The sequence below is a fragment of the Devosia chinhatensis genome (genome assembly GCF_000969445.1).
Taxonomy (GTDB): Bacteria; Pseudomonadota; Alphaproteobacteria; order Rhizobiales; family Devosiaceae; genus Devosia; species Devosia chinhatensis.
The window spans coordinates 1,586,941-1,605,349 of the sequence record NZ_JZEY01000054.1; the positions used below are offsets into that span (position 1 = coordinate 1,586,941).

Annotated in this window: 24 protein-coding genes and 1 tRNA gene; 15 read left to right on the forward strand and 10 right to left on the reverse strand. The window is 62.7% G+C overall.

What is annotated here, in order from left to right; genetic code table 11:
* Positions 1-162 precede the first annotated feature (162 nt).
* On the reverse strand, positions 163-1,578 hold the full coding sequence (gene mgtE / locus VE26_RS07610; protein WP_046104411.1) for a magnesium transporter: 1,416 nt from the start codon (positions 1,576-1,578) through the stop codon (positions 163-165).
* 115 nt (positions 1,579-1,693) lie between these two features.
* Here mgtE and VE26_RS07615 point away from each other — a divergent pair, with 115 nt between their 5' ends.
* From VE26_RS07615 to VE26_RS07630, 4 genes are all read left to right on the forward strand, one after another.
* Positions 1,694-2,041, forward strand: a complete 348-nt coding sequence (locus VE26_RS07615; protein WP_046104412.1) for a hypothetical protein — start codon at positions 1,694-1,696, stop codon at positions 2,039-2,041.
* Between the two features lie 69 nt (positions 2,042-2,110).
* Positions 2,111-2,635 (forward strand): GFA family protein, encoded by a 525-nt coding sequence (locus VE26_RS07620; protein ID WP_046105143.1) that lies wholly within the window; start codon positions 2,111-2,113, stop codon positions 2,633-2,635.
* A 70-nt stretch (positions 2,636-2,705) separates the two neighbouring features.
* Complete coding sequence (locus tag VE26_RS07625) at positions 2,706-3,128, forward strand: nitroreductase family deazaflavin-dependent oxidoreductase (protein ID WP_046104413.1); 423 nt, start codon at positions 2,706-2,708, stop codon at positions 3,126-3,128.
* A gap of 67 nt (positions 3,129-3,195) precedes the next feature.
* Entirely contained in the window at positions 3,196-3,534 is a 339-nt protein-coding gene (locus tag VE26_RS07630; RefSeq protein WP_046105144.1) for a DUF4440 domain-containing protein, read from the forward strand.
* Between the two features lie 59 nt (positions 3,535-3,593).
* On the opposite strand, the gene VE26_RS07635 is transcribed toward VE26_RS07630, so the two are convergent.
* Together VE26_RS07635 and VE26_RS07640 are read right to left on the reverse strand one after the other, a co-directional pair.
* Positions 3,594-3,678, reverse strand: a tRNA-Leu gene (locus VE26_RS07635).
* 146 nt (positions 3,679-3,824) lie between these two features.
* Entirely contained in the window at positions 3,825-4,058 is a 234-nt protein-coding gene (locus tag VE26_RS07640) for a FliM/FliN family flagellar motor switch protein (protein WP_046104414.1), read from the reverse strand.
* Positions 4,059-4,128: 70 nt separating this feature from the next.
* Between VE26_RS07640 and lipB the strand changes: the two genes are divergently transcribed.
* Together lipB and VE26_RS07650 are read left to right on the forward strand one after the other, a co-directional pair.
* Positions 4,129-4,854, forward strand: coding sequence for a lipoyl(octanoyl) transferase LipB (gene lipB, locus VE26_RS07645; RefSeq protein ID WP_425283853.1), 726 nt, complete (start codon positions 4,129-4,131; stop codon positions 4,852-4,854).
* A 213-nt stretch (positions 4,855-5,067) separates the two neighbouring features.
* Entirely contained in the window at positions 5,068-5,610 is a 543-nt protein-coding gene (locus VE26_RS07650) for a DUF4282 domain-containing protein (protein WP_046104416.1), read from the forward strand.
* A 106-nt stretch (positions 5,611-5,716) separates the two neighbouring features.
* Here the strand turns inward: VE26_RS07650 and VE26_RS07655 are convergent, their stop codons facing one another.
* Positions 5,717-6,094: a DoxX family protein gene (locus tag VE26_RS07655; RefSeq protein WP_046104417.1), complete on the reverse strand. Its 378-nt coding sequence runs from the start codon at positions 6,092-6,094 to the stop codon at positions 5,717-5,719.
* A gap of 292 nt (positions 6,095-6,386) precedes the next feature.
* Between VE26_RS07655 and rimO the strand changes: the two genes are divergently transcribed.
* Entirely contained in the window at positions 6,387-7,712 is a 1,326-nt protein-coding gene (gene rimO, locus VE26_RS07660; protein ID WP_200897215.1) for a 30S ribosomal protein S12 methylthiotransferase RimO, read from the forward strand.
* A gap of 93 nt (positions 7,713-7,805) precedes the next feature.
* The gene (locus VE26_RS07665) at positions 7,806-8,030 is read left to right on the forward strand and encodes a DUF6894 family protein (RefSeq protein ID WP_046104419.1); all 225 of its coding nucleotides are present in this window, start codon (positions 7,806-7,808) and stop codon (positions 8,028-8,030) included.
* A 3-nt stretch (positions 8,031-8,033) separates the two neighbouring features.
* Here VE26_RS07665 and VE26_RS07670 read toward each other — a convergent pair whose 3' ends face one another.
* A complete protein-coding gene (locus VE26_RS07670) occupies positions 8,034-8,948 on the reverse strand; it encodes a phosphotriesterase family protein (protein ID WP_046104420.1) in 915 nt (304 codons plus the stop codon).
* Positions 8,949-9,061: 113 nt separating this feature from the next.
* Between VE26_RS07670 and VE26_RS07675 the strand changes: the two genes are divergently transcribed.
* The 7 genes from VE26_RS07675 to folK all read left to right on the forward strand — a co-directional run bounded on the left by VE26_RS07675 (position 9,062) and on the right by folK (position 14,228).
* Positions 9,062-9,313: a GlsB/YeaQ/YmgE family stress response membrane protein gene (locus VE26_RS07675; protein WP_046104421.1), complete on the forward strand. Its 252-nt coding sequence runs from the start codon at positions 9,062-9,064 to the stop codon at positions 9,311-9,313.
* A 166-nt stretch (positions 9,314-9,479) separates the two neighbouring features.
* The gene (cysP, locus tag VE26_RS07680) at positions 9,480-10,478 is read left to right on the forward strand and encodes a thiosulfate ABC transporter substrate-binding protein CysP (protein ID WP_046104422.1); all 999 of its coding nucleotides are present in this window, start codon (positions 9,480-9,482) and stop codon (positions 10,476-10,478) included.
* Between the two features lie 230 nt (positions 10,479-10,708).
* On the forward strand, positions 10,709-11,548 hold the full coding sequence (gene cysT, locus VE26_RS07685) for a sulfate ABC transporter permease subunit CysT (protein WP_152658761.1): 840 nt from the start codon (positions 10,709-10,711) through the stop codon (positions 11,546-11,548).
* Positions 11,549-11,639: 91 nt separating this feature from the next.
* Entirely contained in the window at positions 11,640-12,416 is a 777-nt protein-coding gene (gene cysW, locus VE26_RS07690) for a sulfate ABC transporter permease subunit CysW (protein WP_084620113.1), read from the forward strand.
* Between the two features lie 133 nt (positions 12,417-12,549).
* Complete coding sequence (gene folP / locus VE26_RS07695) at positions 12,550-13,407, forward strand: dihydropteroate synthase (RefSeq protein ID WP_046104425.1); 858 nt, start codon at positions 12,550-12,552, stop codon at positions 13,405-13,407.
* A gap of 6 nt (positions 13,408-13,413) precedes the next feature.
* Positions 13,414-13,797 (forward strand): dihydroneopterin aldolase, encoded by a 384-nt coding sequence (folB, locus tag VE26_RS07700; RefSeq protein WP_046104426.1) that lies wholly within the window; start codon positions 13,414-13,416, stop codon positions 13,795-13,797.
* A complete protein-coding gene (folK, locus tag VE26_RS07705) occupies positions 13,797-14,228 on the forward strand; it encodes a 2-amino-4-hydroxy-6-hydroxymethyldihydropteridine diphosphokinase (protein ID WP_046104427.1) in 432 nt (143 codons plus the stop codon). The genes folB and folK overlap by 1 nt, the downstream gene beginning before the upstream one ends.
* Before the next feature lie 39 nt (positions 14,229-14,267).
* Here folK and VE26_RS07710 read toward each other — a convergent pair whose 3' ends face one another.
* The 5 genes from VE26_RS07710 to VE26_RS07730 are packed head-to-tail and all read right to left on the reverse strand — an operon-like array spanning position 14,268 to position 18,404.
* Positions 14,268-15,044 carry an ATP12 family chaperone protein gene (locus tag VE26_RS07710; protein WP_046104428.1) on the reverse strand — a complete coding sequence of 259 codons (777 nt, stop codon included), beginning with the start codon at positions 15,042-15,044 and terminating at the stop codon, positions 14,268-14,270.
* A 2-nt stretch (positions 15,045-15,046) separates the two neighbouring features.
* A complete protein-coding gene (locus VE26_RS07715) occupies positions 15,047-15,712 on the reverse strand; it encodes an HAD family hydrolase (RefSeq protein ID WP_052715751.1) in 666 nt (221 codons plus the stop codon).
* Complete coding sequence (locus tag VE26_RS07720; protein ID WP_046104429.1) at positions 15,709-16,698, reverse strand: RluA family pseudouridine synthase; 990 nt, start codon at positions 16,696-16,698, stop codon at positions 15,709-15,711. Before VE26_RS07720 ends, VE26_RS07715 begins: the two co-directional genes overlap by 4 nt.
* Positions 16,695-17,078: a fluoride efflux transporter CrcB gene (crcB, locus tag VE26_RS07725; protein WP_046104430.1), complete on the reverse strand. Its 384-nt coding sequence runs from the start codon at positions 17,076-17,078 to the stop codon at positions 16,695-16,697. Before crcB ends, VE26_RS07720 begins: the two co-directional genes overlap by 4 nt.
* Before the next feature lie 3 nt (positions 17,079-17,081).
* Positions 17,082-18,404, reverse strand: a complete 1,323-nt coding sequence (locus tag VE26_RS07730; RefSeq protein WP_046104431.1) for a replication-associated recombination protein A — start codon at positions 18,402-18,404, stop codon at positions 17,082-17,084.
* Between the last annotated feature and the right edge of the window lie 5 nt (positions 18,405-18,409).

Consider the following 18,409-nt stretch of genomic DNA (forward strand, 5'->3'; position numbering starts at 1 on the left):
TGAAAGACATTGGCCTTCGGTTGACTGCGCATAGATTGCTCCTTGTCAGTCGTCCACTCCGACCCTCAAGGGGCCGGTGATGAATCGTTAACCGTCTCGCAGATGGGAAGCAAGCGGCCAAACTGCAACACTCCACAGCCGCCTTTGTTGCACGATTGCGCCTTAGAATAGCCCGAACCACAGCCCGGCAATCCCCAGAAAGGCAAAGAAACCAACGATGTCGGTAATGGTGGTGACGAACACCGCCGAGGCAATGGCCGGGTCGGCCTTGAGCCGGTCCAGCGTCAGCGGAATGAGAATTCCGAACGTTCCGGCCACGATCATGTTGATGACCATCGCCATACCGATCACCACGCCCAGCCCCACATCGCCATAGCGCAGCGCCGTGACCAGGCCGAGCAGGATGGCAAAGATCACGCCGTTGACGAAGCCCACCACCATTTCGCGCCGGATCAGCCGTCTGAGGCGCCCGCCATCGAGCTCGCGCATGGCCAGCGCCCGGACCGTCACGGTCATGGTCTGCGCGCCGGCATTACCGCCCATCGACGCCACGATGGGCATCAGCACGGCCAGCGCCACCATCTGTTCGATCGTGGCGTTGAAGAGCCCGATGACCAGCGACACGAGCACGGCGGCCACCAGGTTCACGCCCAGCCAGGGCGCGCGGCTGCGCACCGTGTCCGCCGTGGTGTCCGACACGTCCTCGTCGCCCACGCCGGCGAGCAGCTTGATATCCTCTTCGGCCTCTTCCTGGATGACGTCGACAATATCGTCGATGGTCAGCACGCCCACGAGCCGCCCGTTCTCGTCGACCACGCCCACTTCCACAAGGTCATAGCGCTCGAAGCTGCGCGCCGCCTCTTCCTGGTCCTCTTCGGCCTTCACCAGCACCAGATTGCTGTTCATGATCGCATCGATCTTGGTGGCCCGCTTGGTGCGCAGGAACCGGTCGAGCGGCAGCGTGCCGAGCACCTTGTAGGCCGCGTCCACCACATAGATCTGGTAGAATTCGTCCGGCAGGTCCTTTTCGGCGCGCAGATAGTCGATGGTCTGGCCCACCGTCCAGAAGGGCGGGATGGCGATGAAATCGGTCTGCATCCGCCGGCCGGCGGAATCCTCGGGAAAGTCCAGGCTGCGCTTGAGGCTGAGCCGCTCGAACGTCGGCAGAGCCGACAGGATCTCGTCCTGATCTTCCTGCTCCAAATCCTCGAGCAGGAACACCGCGTCGTCATTGTCGAGTTCGGCGACGCCGCGTGCGATTTCCGAATTGGAGAGCGCCTCCATGATTTCGAGGCGGATGCTTTCGTCCACCTCGGTCAGCGCCGAGAAGTCGAACTTTTCCCCCAGCATGCGCACCAGCGCCAGCCGTTCGCCTTCGTCGAGCTGTTCGAGCACGTCGCCCACATCGGACGTGTGCAGCGGCGCCATGACCAGCGCCACGTCCTCGGCACGCCGAGCGCTCAGGAAGGCCCGCAGCCGCTCCAGCCAGAGCGCACTGATCCAGCCCTCCGCATCGCGGAATGCATCCTTGTCGATCCCGGCTTCGGGGCCGGCCGCCACGTCAAAATCTTCGCTCATCGGGAGCCCTTTGCGTGTCCTTCGTGTTTCAGGGGCAGGACAAGCATGTAGCCAATCGCCCCGCTTCGCGCCAGAGCGGGTTTGAGGCTTTCTCGGATACAAGGGAGATTTCGCCATGAACGACACGCCCCATGCCGCCTCGGGCCTGGCCCGGCTCGCCCGCCTCGCCAACGAGCGCCAACTCCCTGCCGTCACCAGCGCCACCGATTCGAGCCCGCCGAGCCTTGCCGTGGACGGCACGCCTTTCATCCAGATGCACGATGCCGCCACCGCCCTTCTCCACTGCCCCGTCGACCAGAAGGTGCTGCTGATGGAAATCTCGCCCGAAATCTATTTCGAGACCGACGACATGATCGGCGAAAACGCCATGCTGATCCGCCTTGACCGGATCGACGACGAGGAATTGTCCCTGCGCCTGCACGATGCCTGGACCTACCGTGCGCCGTCCCATCTGCAGCCATAATAGTTTCGGGTCTGTCGAAGGCCCGCTCCCTCGTTCGACGTGCTATCGAAAGACCAAATGGAGATAGCCATGCACGAGACGACCCACCTTTCCTGCGCCTGCGGCGCCTTTGCGGTCGAACTCGCCGGCACCCCCTTCGTCACAGCCGAATGTCACTGCAATTCCTGTCGCGAGGCCGCGACGCGTCTGCAGGCTCTGCCCGCCGCCTTCCCCGTGCAGGCCGCCAATCACGGCACGCCCTATGCGCTTTATCGCAAGGATCGTGTGCGCTTTCCCGACGGCACCGCCGGCCTCAGGGCCATCCGCCTCTCGCCCCAGGCGCCCACGCGACGCGTGCTCACCCGTTGCTGCAACAGCCCTGTCTTCCTCGAATTCCAGGGCGGCCACTGGCTCAGCCTCTACGCCAGTCTCTGGCCCGAGACCATCCGGCCGCCCATGAGCATCCGCACCATGACATCCGATCTGCCGGACGCGACACGCCTCGACGACACGCTCCCGGCCGGCAAAGCCGTTACCGCCCGCTTCTACTTCAGGCTGCTGGCCGCCTGGATCGCCATGGGCTTCAAGTCGCCCCGCATCGACGTGCCGGACTAGCGCCGCCTCTTGGCCAAAGCCGCACACGACCCCATATTCCAGTCACTCCCACAGAATTTCCGAGGTTCCGATGTCCGATTTCAACGCGCAGGTGATCGCCGATTTTATGGCCACCAACGGCAAGCCCGGCGGCTATTTCAAGGACGCCCCGGTCCTGCTGCTGCATTCCACCGGCGCAAAATCCGGTCAGGAGCGCACCTTGCCCCTCATGTATCTGCGCGAAGGCGACGGTCCCTGGTTCATTTTCGCCTCGTTTGCCGGAAATGACAGCAATCCGGACTGGTTTCACAATCTAAAGGCCCATCCCGATGCCGCCATATCCATTGGCGACGGCACGGAGATTTCGCGTGTCCCGGTTACCGCGCGCATGCTCGAAGGTGACGAGCGCGATGCGATCTATGCCCGCCAGGCCAGTCTCTACCCGCAATTTGCCGATTACCAGAACAAGACCAGCCGCACGATCCCCGTCGTCGAACTCGCTAGCCGCGGTTAAGTCCGGGCATCGCGGTGAACCCATCGCTGTCGAACCGGTTGACCTACCGACAGCGATGGAGACCGCCATGCACGAACTCTGGAAGATCGAACGCGGCTTGTGGCTCGACGGCGCCGAGGCCTATCGAGCCCGGATGGCCGATTCCTGCCTCATGGTCTTCGGCCCCACAGGCATTCTGGATCGGGATCGGATTCTCGCGGCGCTCGAAGCGGCGCCGCGGTGGAGGGATGTCGAGCTCAGCGAGATGGCCCTCACGACCCCAGGCGATTCCGTCGCCGTGGTGCTCGCCTACAAGGCCCGTGCCCGCCGCGATGACGGGGAAGACTACCAGGCGCTCTGCTCGTCGACCTATCTGGTGCTGGAAGGCGAAGTGAAGCTGGTGCAGCATCAGCAGACGCCGCTCTGAACACCGAAAACAAAAAAGCCGCCTTGCGGCGGCTTCTTGTGTGTCACCCACTAGATGACTGGTGCGGTCGAGAAGACTCGAACTTCCACGCCTCGCGGCACAGCGACCTCAACGCTGCGCGTCTACCAATTCCGCCACGACCGCACTGTGTGGTAGAAGCTTCGAAGCAAACCGCGCCGAAGCGAGTGGGGATGTAGCAAAGGTCCGTCACAACCTCAAGCGGTTAAATCGGAATTCTTATGCAGCCTGTGGACGACACGCTCCCATGGTCGCCACGGGCCCCAAAAGCCTCAGCCGATCTTGAAGACCTTGTCGGTGACGAAGACGCGCAGATGCCCCTCCTCCACATTGACCTCGCCTTTGGCAACGAGCGTGTTGTTGGCATATATCCTGAGCGGGTCGTGCTCGGTGGCGTCCAGTTCGATCACCGCCCCGCGTCCCATGCGCAGCAGATGATGAATGGGCATGGTGGTCGCGCCCAGCTCCACCGTGATATCGACTTCAATATTGTCCAGCGTGCTCATAGATACGCATTTCGAGCAAAATGATCCGCGCCCTGCGAGCGGATTCGGCACTTATGAAAGTCGGCCAGACCTGGTTATGGAAGTGTTAACAAACCTGAACGAAGCGTGCCAAAGCGGCGCGAAACTGCGGCGCGCCGATGCACGGCCGGTGGAATGGCGGATTTTCGATGCTCCGCTCGATTATGAGCGGGCCCTGGCCATGATGGATGAGCGCGTCGCCGCGATCGCTGCGGGCGCAGCCGGCGAGGCTGTCTGGCTGCTCGAACATCCCCCGCTCTATACGGCGGGCACTTCGGCCCGCGCGGAAGACCTGCTCAACCCGCGCTTCCCCGTCTTTGCCGCTGGCCGCGGCGGGCAATATACCTATCACGGTCCCGGCCAGCGCGTGGCCTATGTGATGCTCGATCTCACCCAGCGGGGCCGCGACATCCGCTGCCTCGTCCAAGGCCTCGAGCAATGGGTCATCGATACCCTTGCCGCCCACAACATCACTGCCGGCCGCCGCGATGGCCGCGTCGGCGTCTGGGTGCCCCGCCCGGACAAGGGCCTCAACCGTGAGGACAAGATCGCCGCCATTGGCGTACGCGTGCGCAAATGGATCACCTTCCACGGCATCTCGCTCAATGTTGCGCCCGATCTCTCCCACTATGACGGGATCGTACCTTGCGGCATCACCGATCAGGGCATCACCTCTTTTGAGGATCTCGGCCTGCTCCTGTCCATGCCGGAGGTGGATTCGGTGCTGCGCCGGCGCTTCGAGGCCATATTCGGCCCCACGGCCTCCGCACGGCCTTAGCCTTCGGGGGAATGCGGCCTCCGGGCGCCACTGCCCGGCTCGACCCGGCAACCCATTCCCCTGCAGCGGACGATCTGGTCTTCAGTCATAACCCCTTTTGCGCAACCTGACGCCCGCTTCGGACCAAATTTCGGCGCCATTCATGCGCCCCCGCCCTTGCTATCGCCGCGTGACCCGACCAATTTAGGCGCGGAACCGGATTCGAGGACCAAGATGACCCTGGACGATCTCAAACGCCTCCTGACGCGCCAGACCTTGTTCCGGCTCGATTCGATCCTGTCGCCGCGTCTCGTGCCCATTCTCTATGCGCTGGGCTTGGCCGCGATCCTGCTCTGGGCCATCAACCATTTCTTCTTCCGTTTCGGCACGGGCTTCGGCAATGGCCTGTGGGGCCTGCTCGAAATCGTCGTCTTCGGCCTCCTGGCCTTTGTTGGCCTGCGGATAGGCTGCGAGGCGCTGATGGTCTGGTTCCGCAGCCATCAGCAGACCGGCGATAGCATGGCGCGGTCCCGCTATTCCGCCTCGCTTCTCGACGAGGTGCGCGACGCCATCCGTGATCTGGCCGAGGAAGGCCAGGACAGCGATTACGCCGAGGCCGATGAATATGATTTCACCCCGGCCACCGACCCGGTCCCCCGCCAGCCGACGACAGCCTCAGATCTTGATAATGATCTGCGCGCGCCGGCCACGCGGCCCGGCGAAACGTTCCGCTCCCGGCGCACCGCGAGGCGGACGCCACCGCGGACCGATATCTGAAACGCGAAAGGCCGCCCCGGGGCGGCCTTTTTGTTTGGAGATGCTCCTCTTAACCGTCACTGCCGGGCCTGTCCCGGCGATAACGACGGTGAAGAGCGCAGATCTCCTACTTCTTGTTGACGCTCCAGGCGCCCGGGCCGGCAAAGACCAGGTAGAGGAAAACAAAGCAGAACAGGATTGCCGCATCGCCACCATTATTGGTCGGGAAGAGATGGCCGGGGGCATGCACCATCCAATAGGCGACCGCCATGGTGCCCGAAGCCAGGAACGCGGCGGGCCGCGTGAAGAAGCCGATGGCGATGAGGATGCCAGTCACGATTTCGATGACGCCGGCAAACCAGAAAATGCTGCCCACCGGCGGCATGAACTCGGTCGCGGGGAAGCCGAACAGCTTCTGCGTGCCATGAAAGAAGAACAGGACAGCGGCAACAATGCGCAGCACGGCGAGGGCCTGCGGCGCATAGGCGGAGAGACGGTCGAACAAGGCATAGACTCCTTTTGGGCTGCGCCGATGGCGCGATCGCAAAGGGCTAGCGGAAAGGCGTGTCCGGCAATATCGGGTGGTTGACGCACGCACTGTTCACGATCGCGCACCATTCAAGAGCCCGTGTTCACCGCTTGGCACAGGCCTCCTGCGCACCATCTGCGGGGCAGTCACATTGCGTAACCGCCCGACTTTCGGTATGACGCGCCATCATTTCCAGTATCGGCCCCTTTTCTGACGCGGTTTTGCAGCCGCACCGATGCACCAACAGACAAGCGGAATTCGCACGCGCATGAACCAGGCGCCCAAAATCGGCCTCGTCAGCCTCGGCTGTCCCAAGGCACTCGTGGACAGCGAGCGCATCATGACGACCCTGCGCGCGCAGGGCTATTCCTTCAGCCGCGATTATGCCGGCGCCGATATCGTATTGGTCAATACTTGCGGCTTCCTCGACTCGGCCAAGCAGGAAAGCCTTGAGGCCATCGGCGAGGCGCTTAACGAGAACGGCAAGGTCATCGTGACCGGATGCCTGGGCGTCGAGGAAAACCTGATCCGCGAGACCCATCCCTCGGTGCTCGCCATCACCGGCCCACATCAATATGAGAGCGTGGTTTCGGCGGTACACGACCACCTGCCCCCGGTGCCGAACCGCTTCGTCGATCTCGTGCCCGAGAGCGGTCTCAAGCTGACGCCGCGCCACTACGCCTATCTCAAGATTTCCGAAGGCTGCAACAATCGCTGCTCCTTCTGCATCATTCCCCAGATCCGCGGCGACCTTGCCTCCCGTCCCGCTGCCGGCATCCTTTCGGAAGCCGAAGGCCTGATCCGTTCCGGCGCCAAGGAATTGCTGGTCATCTCCCAGGATACCAGCGCCTATGGCCTCGATCTGAAATACGCGACGTCCAAATATCGCGGCCGCGAGGTCAAGGCCAAGTTCTACGACCTCGCCAAGGAACTGGGCGAGCTCGGCGCCTGGGTGCGCCTGCACTATGTCTACCCCTATCCCCATGTCGATCCGGTCATGGAACTGATGGCCGAAGGCCTCGTCCTGCCCTATCTCGACATTCCCTTCCAGCACGCCTCTCCCAACGTGCTCAAGGCCATGCGCCGCCCCGCGCATCAGGAAAAGACCCTCAACCGCATCCTCGACTGGAAGCGCCAGGTCCCCGACCTCACCGTGCGCTCCAATTTCATCGTCGGCTTCCCCGGCGAGACCGATGAAGATTTCGAAATGCTGCTCGATTTCATCGAGGAAGCCGAGATCGACCGCGCCGGCTGCTTCAAATACGAGCCCGTCACCGGCGCCACCGCCAACGAACTCGAAGGCATCGTTCCCGACGAGGTCAAGGAAGAGCGCTTCGCCCAGCTCATGGAAGTGGCGCAGAACGTCTCCTTCCACCAGCTGCAGAAGAAGGTCGGCCGCACCATCGACGTCATCGTCGACGATGTCCGCCCCGAAGAAAACCGGGTCATTGCCCGCTCCAAGTGGGACGCGCCGGAGATCGACGGCCAGGTCATCATCGACAACGCCGCCAATATCAAGATCGGCGACATCGTCTCGGTGAAGGTTACCGACAATGACGAATACGATCTCTTCGCCGAGCCGGCGCAGGCCTAGCTCGTCTTAACGAAGTGTAAATGTGATGAGCGCCCGGGCAACGTCCCGGGCGTTCTGGCGTTCAGGGTTCGAAATCCACTGGGGACACTGATCATGGAACGCTATTTCTTCAATCATCGCGACGCTGACGGCCAGCTGCAGATCGACATTGACGGCATTCTCCTGCCCTCGCTCAACACCGCGCTTGAAGAGGCAAGCTTTGCCGCGCGCGGCGCCGTCCATCTGGCCGATGAACCGTCGAGTGGCTGTTTCGAGATCGAGGATTCGGGCCGCCAGCTTCTGGCCCGCGTGCCCTACCAGATCCGCGACGCCGCCTGATCTCTAGCGGGCGAACGCATCGAACGGATTGTCGTGCGTCACCTGCCGCACGATTTCGGCACCGACCCCCCGATCGTGCAGCGCTGGCAGCAGCCAATCCATCAAATGCGTATAGGGCCGCGGCACACCGCCCCCCTTTTGCGCCGGATCGTACCAGCCAAGGTCATGGCTGAGCAGCATCTGCTTGCCGAGCCCCGCCTCCAGTGCGCGCATGATCAGCGCCAGCACCTCATCATCGGGGTCGCGGCCGATATGATCGTATTCGATCCACGCGCCGCGCTCCGCCACCGCCAGATTGAGCCCGAAATCCGGCTCGGCCTGGCTATGGATGGAGATGAACCGTCCGGCATTCCCGCCCTCCTCCGCGATGATATCGAGCTGGTCCAGCACCACCCGTCCCTTGATCGTATGCGAGCCGATCACCGCATTAGTGGGTATCGCCGCCCGCACGGCCGCGCGCAGGATTTTCTCCTCCATCGGCGTGATCCCATCGTCCCCGGCACTGATCTTGATCCAGGCGGCCCGCACGCCGGTCTCGTCCATGCCTTCGGTCAATTCCTTGAGCATCCAGCGCTCGAGCGCGTCTTCGCTCGCCTCGGCTACCCAGGCCGGAATCCACGGCTCGCGATAATTGCCCGTCGGCACCACGATGGGCATGCCCGTCGCCTTGGAGACGGCAATGTCGATATCGGCACGCCGCCCCACCCCGCCGGTGGTGCATTCGACGATCGCGGTCACGCCTCTGTCCTTCGCCGCAGCGATTTGCGGCGCCATCAGCGCGATGACGTCGTCTGCGTCCGCTTCCGCATAGCCCGGCTGGTCCGGCGTCCGCAGATCGACGAACACATGCTCATGCGGCAGGATCAGCCCCAGCTGATGGCGTTCCAGCGGCCCGAGCGTCGTGTGCAATAGTGTCATGATTTTCCTCCCCCTCCTGTTTGGCACAGGACCAGCGCTGGCGAAACGTGTCTTTCGCAACCACTCTGCCACGATCACGTTGTCGAGAGACTCAATTGCGAGAGGAGTGCATTATGGGTTTTGACGGAGTGGGTTGGATCGCAGCCATCATCATCGGTGGCCTGGCCGGCTGGTTCGCCAGCATGTTCATGAAGACAGGCACTGGCGTGTTCATGAACATCCTTTTGGGCATTGTCGGCGCCATCGTCGCCAGCCTGATTTTCGGCATTCTGGGCATATCCTTCGGCGGCTGGCTCGGCTACCTGGTGGCCGGATTTATCGGGGCCTGTATCCTGATCGCCATTGCCCGGGCCATCCGGCGCTAGGCCGGAAGGAATTGGCGCAAAAGCCGTGCCCGGCGCAATGACTTTGCCGGGCACGCTGCCATCGTAAATTACTCATCCCCCACAAGCATTTACCGCTTTACCTGTCGCTGAACCCCATCGCATCAAGGTGCCAATTGCCCTTTCCCGAGATGGATGTTCCGCGCCGATGAACAAGCTCTTCGTTTCCGCCACTGCCGCCCTGCTGCTCGCCGCGAGCCCGGTCCTGGCCCAGCCGACCGACCTGCTCAACGCCTCCTACGACATTGCGCGCGAGCTGTTCGACGCGGAAAACGCCGCCTTCGTGCCGGCCTATGAAGCGGCCAATGGCGTTGCCGTCACCATCAACCAGTCCCATGCCGGCACGTCCACCCAGGCCCGCGCCATTCTCGAGGGCCTCCCGGCCGATGTGGTCACCTTCAATCAGGTCACCGACATCCAGCGGCTGGTCGAAGGCGGTTTCGTCTCGGAAGACTGGCAGACGGAGTTTGCCAATAACGCCTCCCCCTTCTATTCCTTCCCCGCCTTCCTCGTGCGCGCCGGCAATCCCAAGAATATCACCGATTGGGCCGATCTGGCCCGCGACGACGTCCAGGTGATCTTCCCCAATCCCAAGACCTCCGGCAATGCGCGTTACACCTATCTGGCCGCCCGCGCCTGGGCCGATGAGGAATTCGGCGGCGACCAGGCCCAGGTCGAGGATTACCTGACCAAGGTGTTCCTCAACGTTCCCGTCTTCGAAACCGGTGGTCGCGGCGCCACCACTGCCTTCACCGAGCGTCAGCTGGGTGACGTCCTGATCACCTTCGAAGCCGAAGTGCTCAGCGCCGTCGACCTGCTCGGGGCCGAAAATTACCAGGCCGTCGTGCCGTCGGTGAGCCTGCTCTCCGAATTCCCCGTCGCCATCGTCGATCGCGTCGTCGATGCCCGCGGCAGCCGCGACCTGGCCAAGGCCTATCTCGACTTCCTCTACTCCACCGATGGTCAGCGCGTCGCCGCCGAACGCAATCACCGCGTCAATGACGAAGCCGTCGCCGCAGAATTCGCCGATCGCTTCCCCGACATCCGGCTGATCGACGTCGACACCGCCTTCGGCGGCTGGGATCGCGTCGCCGAAGAGCACTTCGCTGATGGCGGCCTGCTCGATACGGTCTTCGTCAACCAGTAAGGATCTGGCATCCGCCCGGGGCGTCGTCCGCCTCGGGTACCAGCTTTCCACCATCATTGCCGGGTTCATCCCGGCAATTCATCTTGCAGCAGGAGCGATCGCCGCTACAAGCAAGGTGTCGAGATCCGGGGTTGAAACAGAAGGCGGGTCGACAAGCCTGCCGCCGATTCTAGTCCAGAACACAGGCGGGCCCTTGCCCGCCTCAACGCGTTGAAATGAGACCCGCCGCAATGCCCGCATCCCGCAGCAAGCACCTGCTTCCCGGCTTTGGGCTGACCATGGGCGTCTCGCTGTTCTATGTGACACTGATCATTCTCCTGCCCATCGCGGCCATGCTGCTCAAGGTCGCCGGCATGGGCTGGGAAGAATTCTGGCGCATCATTTCCTCGCGCCGTGCCGTTGCGGCCTACCAGATCACGTTCTCGTCCGCGCTCTACGCCACCATCCTCAATGGTGCGGTCGGATTGCTGCTGGCCTGGGTGCTGACGCGCTATCGCTTTCCGGGCCGGCGTGTCCTCGATGCCCTCGTCGACCTCCCCTTTGCCTTGCCCACTGCTGTTGCGGGCCTCGTGCTGGTTACCCTTTTTGCCGACAACGGCTGGTACGGCCAGCTGCTCGAACCCAGCGGCATCAAGGTCAATTATACCCAGCTCGGCATCGTCGCTGCCATGAGCTTCACCTCCATTCCCTTCGTGGTCCGCTCCGTCCAGCCGGTCCTCGAAGATCTCGATTTCGGCCTCGAAGCCGCGGCGCAGACGCTGGGCGCCAGCAATTGGCAGATTTTCACCCGCATCGTCTGGCCCACCATCATGCCCGCTTTCATCAGCGGCTGTGTTCTGTCCTTCGCCCGCTCCCTCGGCGAGTTCGGCGCCGTCGTCTTCATTGCCGGCAATCTCCCCGGCGTCACCGAAATTGTCTCGCTGCTGATCTTCATCCGGCTCGACGAATACAATTACGAGGCCGCCGCGGCGCTCGCTTCCGTCCTTCTGGCCGTCGCGTTCCTGACTCTGCTTGCCACCAACGCCCTTGCCGCCTGGCAGACGCGCTATGTAGACCGGAGCGCTGCGTGATGCGGCCATCAATGTTCCTTCCCGCCCTTCCCACCAGCCTCCTCCAGAAGAGGACGCCATGACCCCGCACCCCAGCTCTCCTGGCGCCAAAATGCTCGTGGCCCTGTCGTTCCTTCTTGCCGGGCTCATTCTGGTCGTGCCGCTCGTCCTCATCTTCTCCTTCGCCCTGCGCGAAGGGCTTGAGGTCTATGTTGCCAATATCGTCCACCCCAATACCTTGCACGCCATCTGGCTCACGGTCCTGACCGCCCTCATCGTCGTTCCCATCAATATCGTGGTGGGTGCAGCTCTGGCCTGGCTTGTCACCCGCTTCCGGTTCCGTGGCCGACAGCTGCTCGTCAGCTTCATCGAGCTGCCAGCTGCCATGAGCCCCATCGTGGCCGGCGTGGTCTATCTTTTCCTCTACGGCGGCCAGGGGCTGCTCGGCCCAAGCCTGCAGGCGGCAGGCATCCAGATCATGTTCACTCCGCTGGCCATCGTGCTGGTCAGCCTCTTCGTCACCGCACCCTATGCCGCGCGCGAGCTGATCCCGCTGATGAGCCAGCAGGGCACCGAGGACGAGGAGGCCGCCCTCTCGCTCGGCGCCAATGGCTGGCAGATGTTCTTCCATGTCACCCTGCCGAACATCTCCTGGGCCCTGGTCTACGGCGCCGTGCTCACCAATGCCCGCGTCATGGGCGAATTCGGCGCCGTATCCGTTGTATCCGGCGCCATTCGCGGCCAGACCAATACCCTGCCCCTCCAGATCAATCTCCTGTTCAACGATTTCAATGTCACCGGCGCCTTTGCCGCCGCCTCGACGCTCACCCTGATCGCCGTGGTGACGCTGATCATCAAATCCGTGCTCGAAGCCCGCCGACACGCCTAGTCCATTCCGGGCCAGTCTTGGGTCATCTCCGCAAAGGCGGCACGCCCTGTTTCTTCACTGCACCGGGGTAACCGCTTCCAAGCGAAAGGCGCGGTGTATAAATACGCCTTCTACGGGCCGGAACCCTCACCGCATGCACAAGACCCATTCGCTCGCCCTGCGCCATCGCCCGCCCCTCGTTCTCGGCCAGCGTCCGCTGGTCATGGGCATCCTCAATGTCACGCCGGACAGCTTCTCCGATGGCGGCCGCCACAACCATGTCGAAGCGGCCCTTGCCCATGCCCACATCATGCTCGACCAGGGCGCCGACGTCCTCGACATTGGCGGCGAAAGCACCCGTCCCGGGGCCGAGCCTGTCGGTGCCCAGGAAGAACTTGATCGGGTCATGCCGGTGATCGACGCCATTCGCGCCGCCGGAATCGCCGTGCCCATTTCCATCGACACCATGAAGCCGCTGATTGCCGATCAGGCCCTCCAGGCCGGCGCGGACATCGTCAACGACGTCAATGGCCTCCAGGGTTCTCCCGAGATGGCCGCGATTGCGGCCTTCCATGACGCTCCGATCATCGCCATGCATTGGGACCGCGCCTGGACCGCAGCGACCGATCCCATCCCGGCCATGATCCGCTTTTTCACCGAGACGCTCGCCATTGCCAACCGTCACGGCATCGCCTCGAGCCAGATCGTGCTCGATCCGGGCTTCGGCTTCACCAAGACCTTGAATCAGAATTACAGCATTCTGCGGCAACTGCCCGATCTGACTCGCAATTTTCCCGACCAGGGCCTACTGATCGGCACGTCGCGCAAGTCGATGATCGGTCGCCTGCTCGGCAATGAAGCCAGCCAGCGCCTGCCCGGCACCCTGGCCACCACTGTTCAGGCCTATGAGCGCGGCGGCCACATCTTCCGCGTCCACGACGTGGCGGAAAACCGCGACGCGCTGCGTGTGGCGCAGGCCACGCTCTATGGCCCGCCCCAGTCCGAGGATTGATCCGACATGACCACACCCTTTTCCGGCGATCGCATCATTCTCAACGATCTGGGCTTTTACGGCTATCACGGTCTCTTCAACGAAGAAGCGCGCCTCGGCCAGCGCTTTCTCATCGACCTGCAATGCGGGGTGGATCTGTCGAGCCCCGCCCAGACCGACACTATCGGCGCCACCGTTTCGTATGCCGACATCTACGATGTTGTGAAATCGGCCTTCGAGACCAGGCGCATGCATCTGATCGAGGCCGTCGGACAGAACATCGTCGACGCCCTCTTCACCGCCTTCTCCGACATCACCTGGGTCATCGTCCGTGTCCGCAAGCCCGAGGCGCCCATTGCCATGGTGCGCGGCGAGGCCGCCATTGAACTGCACCGCGTGAGGCCCCTCTGATGGCACAGGCCTGGCTCAGCCTCGGCGCCAATATTGGCGACCCCTCTGCCCAGCTGACCGAGGCCGTCCGCCGGCTCGACGCCAGCCACGAGATCACGGTCACCACCCGATCCGCCATTATCCGGACCAAGGCCTGGGGCAAGACAGATCAGCCAGACTTCGCCAACATGGCCATTGGCATTGACACGACGTTGTCGCCAATCGACCTTCTCCACGCCTGTCTCGACATCGAGCGCGACATGGGACGGGTGCGGCACGAAGTCTGGGGGCCGCGCCTGATCGACATCGACGTCATCGCCTATGAGCGGGTCGAAATGGACAGCGCCAAGCTGACCCTGCCGCATCGTTTCGCCCATGAACGGGACTTCGTCCTCGCGCCGCTGCGCGAAATCGCGCCGGACGTCGCCGATTGGCTCGTTAGTCGGGTCTAGGCGACACTCAACGCTAACAGTCTGCTAGCCAATTGCGCGTCAACGCAAAGCCTCGACCACCTTTACGGCAACGTCGAATTCCGTGCGTCGCTTGGCGCGGCGCTCCATGGCCTCGTCGTCCTCGCCCCAGAGCCGGATCTGGTGATCCTCGTCGACATGCGCCGCCAGCCAGACATCGTCTGCGCTAAGCAGTTGATGCAAAAAGGCAATTGCCAGCAGTCCCGAACCGGTCAGACCGGTGATCGACACCAGCGCCGTCAGCATGTGCAGCCCCTGCCCCTCAAGCGCCGCATCGAGCTTCTCGAGCGTGCTATCAGGCTGTTTCTGATGGATAATTCCGATCGTCGGCTGAAACGCCACATCGAAATGTCGGGCCAGCTTGACCAGCACGTCGTCCCAGACCGCCTCTTGAGTCTCGACCAATTCCTGAGGAGAATCAGCACGATAGAGCAGCAGATCACTGCTCGCGAACTTGCCGACTTCCGCGCGGAACGCCGGCGCCATCGCCTCGCCACTCTCCACGGCCGAATTGATCAGCCGTACCATCGGCATGGTGGCCGGATCGACGAATTCGCCCTGCGCAGCCCATTCCTCGGCCATCGCCTGAGCAATGACAAGCGACTGGACTTCCACGGGAATTTTGTGCCCGGGCGTGCGAACCTGTTTGCCGTCCAGGGTTACCGAGTAGCCATTCTCTCCCCGAGCCACATCGACGCTGCTATAAAAGCGCTTTGGCAATTCTACCTTGTTGAGGTGCTGCGCCCGCCCATAGCCATCGTCCATGTGCTTGTGGGCATCTTCAAGTTGATCGCGCATCGTCAGGTCTCCAGAACGCGGTCGATTGCTGCCGGCAAGGCCGCATAATCGTCCACCAGCAGGTCAGCACCAGCCTCGACGAGCTCGTCGGCATGGTGATAACCCCATGTAACGCCTATGGTCTTCGTCCCGGCGGCCTTGCCCATTTTCATGTCGAACGTTGTGTCGCCGATGATGACTGTGCTCTGCTTTTCAGCCCCGGTCTCATCCATCGCCCGCAACATCATGCCCGGATGCGGCTTGGACGGGTTGTGGTCGGGTGTCTGGAGCGTCGAAAAATGCTCAGCAATGTCATGCAATTGGATCAATCTGTGCACGCCGTGTAGGCCCTTGCCGGTGGCAATACCCAGCAGCGTGTCCGCTCGCGCCCGCAACAGGTCCAGTGCCTCCCGGGCCCCGGGGAACAGACCCTCCCGCCCCTCTGCGGACACCAGCGACGCCCGGTAATGCCGGCGATAGTCCTCGGCCAGCCTTTCGGCCAGTTCGTTGTCGTCCGACCCCAACAGATGCAGCATGGCCTGCGGCAGGCTCAGCCCGATCACCCGCCGCGATTGCGCCGGTGTCGGCGGTTCCAGCCCTGCGCCGACAAAGGTTGTCGTCATATGCTCGGTGATCAGGGCAGCCGTATCGATCAGCGTCCCGTCCATGTCGAACATGACAAGCTTCACGCGCCGACCTCCGGATCGACATTCTGTGCATCGAACCGATCAGGATCAAAGCCGAGCGCCTCGAAGCTCTGCCGCATATGCGGCGGCAAAGGTGCTGAAATATCGATCTTTTTTCCGTTGCGCAGCGGCAGGGCGATGCGTCGTGCATGCAGATGCAGCCCGTCTGCAAGCCCCGGTGCTTCCTGCCAGTTCTCAATGTTGAAATAGCGCGGATCGCCAATGATCGGCGTGCCGAGCTGGGCCATGTGCACACGCAGCTGATGGGTGCGTCCGGTCACAGGCTTCAGCGTCACCCAGGCAAACCGCCGGCTGGCGGTATCGGTGGTGGAATAATAGCTCGATGAGTGCACGGCGCCCGGCGCGCCATTGCGCACCACAACCATCTGCTCTCCATCGGTCGTCTGCTGCTTGGCCAGAAAACAGGAAATCTCACCCTGGCGCGGACTTGGGTTACCGGCAACAACGGCCCAGTAAATCTTGCGCGCCGAGCGTGACCGGAACACCGAGCCGAAATGCTTGGCAGCTGCCGCAGTCTTGGCCACCACGAGGCAACCCGATGTATCGCGGTCCAGCCGATGCACGAGGCGCGGCGCTTCGCCCTGCTTGTTGGGCAGGTTCTTCAACAGCCCATCCATGTGCCGCAGCGTCCCGCTACCGCCCTGAACCGCCAAGCCATGCGGCTTGTTGAAGACGTAGAGATCATCGTCCTCGTAGAGGATGATATCCTTGAGAAACCGCACGTCGTCCTGGTTGACCCGAAACGCCCGTACCGTGTCCGGATCGTCGATCGGCGGAATACGCACGGTCTGACCTTCGCTCAGGCGGGTGCTGGTCTGCACCTTGGCCTTGTCGACCTTGACCTCGCCATTGCGGATCAACTTCTGCAGCCGAGCAAAGCCCAGTTGCGGGAAATGCTTCGAAAACCAGCGATCGAGCCGCATCCCCTCATCGTCTTCGCTCACCTGTCGATGTTGAACGCCACTCATACTGCACCGCCTCTGGTCACAAGAAGCCCGAGATATAGCCCCGCAAGGCAAACCACAACCGACAAGACGACATAGAGCCCAGCCTGAAACACCTCGCCACGCTCGATCAGGACGATCGTATCCAGCGAAAAGGAGGAAAAGGTGGTAAAGCCCCCCAATATGCCGACCGCCAAGAAAAGCCGCGCCTGCTCCTGCCACGCTGGCAAAAAGCGCGAGAGAAGACCGATGACCACACCCATCAGCATGGCACCCAAGACATTGACGAGCAGGATCGCCAGGGGAAAGGTTCCTTGCCACAAGCGGCCGATCAGCAGGGCAAGACCATGCCGGCTCATGGCGCCGATAGCGCCTCCCGCCCCGACCAGCAGAAACGCCTGCATGCCCTACTCCTCCGCATCTGCGGCCCTCTTGGCCGCCCGCAACCGCTCGAAATAGTCCATTCGCTTGCGCAGGTCGCGTTCGAAGCCGCGCTCAACGGGATTGTAGAAATCCTGCCGCCCGATCTTTTCGGGGAAATATTCCTGGCCCGAAAACGCTTCTGGCGTGTCGTGGTCATAGATATAGCCCTCGCCGTAGCCCTGCCCCTTCATCATCTTTGTCGGCGCATTGAGGATGACCATGGGCGGCATGGGCGAACCGGTCGCCTTCGCGAGCGACATTGCGGCCTTGTAGGCCGTATAGACCGCGTTCGACTTGGGCGCTAGGGCAAGGTAGACCACCACCTGCGCCAGCGATAGCTCGCCTTCCGGCGTTCCCAGCATCTGGTAGGCATCACGCCCCGCGATTGCCAGTGGCAGGGCCTGTGGATCCGCCAGCCCGATGTCTTCGGAGGCCATCCGGATCAGGCGCCGCGCCAGGAAAAGCGGATCCTCGCCGGCATCCAGCATGCGGGCGAAGTAATACAGCGCCGCATCGGGATCGGAGCCGCGGATGGTCTTGTGCAGTGCCGATATAAGATTGTAGTGGCCCTCTTGAGCCTTGTCGTAGATGGGTGCACGCCGCTGCACCACGGTCAGCAGGCTGGTGGCATCGAGGGTTTCGCCCTCCCGCGTCGAGGCGAGGATTTCCTCTACCAATCCCAGCAGCGCCCGCCCGTCACCATCAGCAAGGCCGAGCAACGTCCCTCGAGCAGTCTCGTCGAGCGGCAGGGTCGAACCGAGCAACGTTTCCGCCCGCCCCAGCAGCTTTTCGAGCTCATCTCGCCCGAGCGACTGGAAGCGCAGGACCTGGCTGCGCGAGAGGAGTGCGGCGTTGAGTTCGAAGGACGGATTTTCAGTGGTCGCGCCGACCAGCACGACAGTGCCGTCCTCCATAACGGGCAGGAAGCTGTCCTGTTGCGCACGATTGAAGCGATGGATCTCGTCCACGAATAGCAGGGTACGATGGCCGGAAAGGCGCTCGAACCGAGCCTTCTCGAAAACCTTCTTGAGATCGGCGACGCCCGAAAAGATCGCCGAGATCTGCTCGAAGCGATAACCGATCTGGTCGGCGAGGAGCCGGGCGACCGTGGTCTTTCCAGTACCTGGCGGCCCCCAGAGGATCAGCGATCCCAATCGGCCGGATGCCAGCATGCGTGTAAGCGTGCCCGCCGGCCCGAGCAGACTTTCCTGCCCGATGACCTCCGCGAGCGTCTGCGGCCGAAGTTGATCGGCGAGCGGGCGGGCCTTGTCGGTTTCTTGAGGGTCGGCGGCGAAGAGATCGGACATGGAAG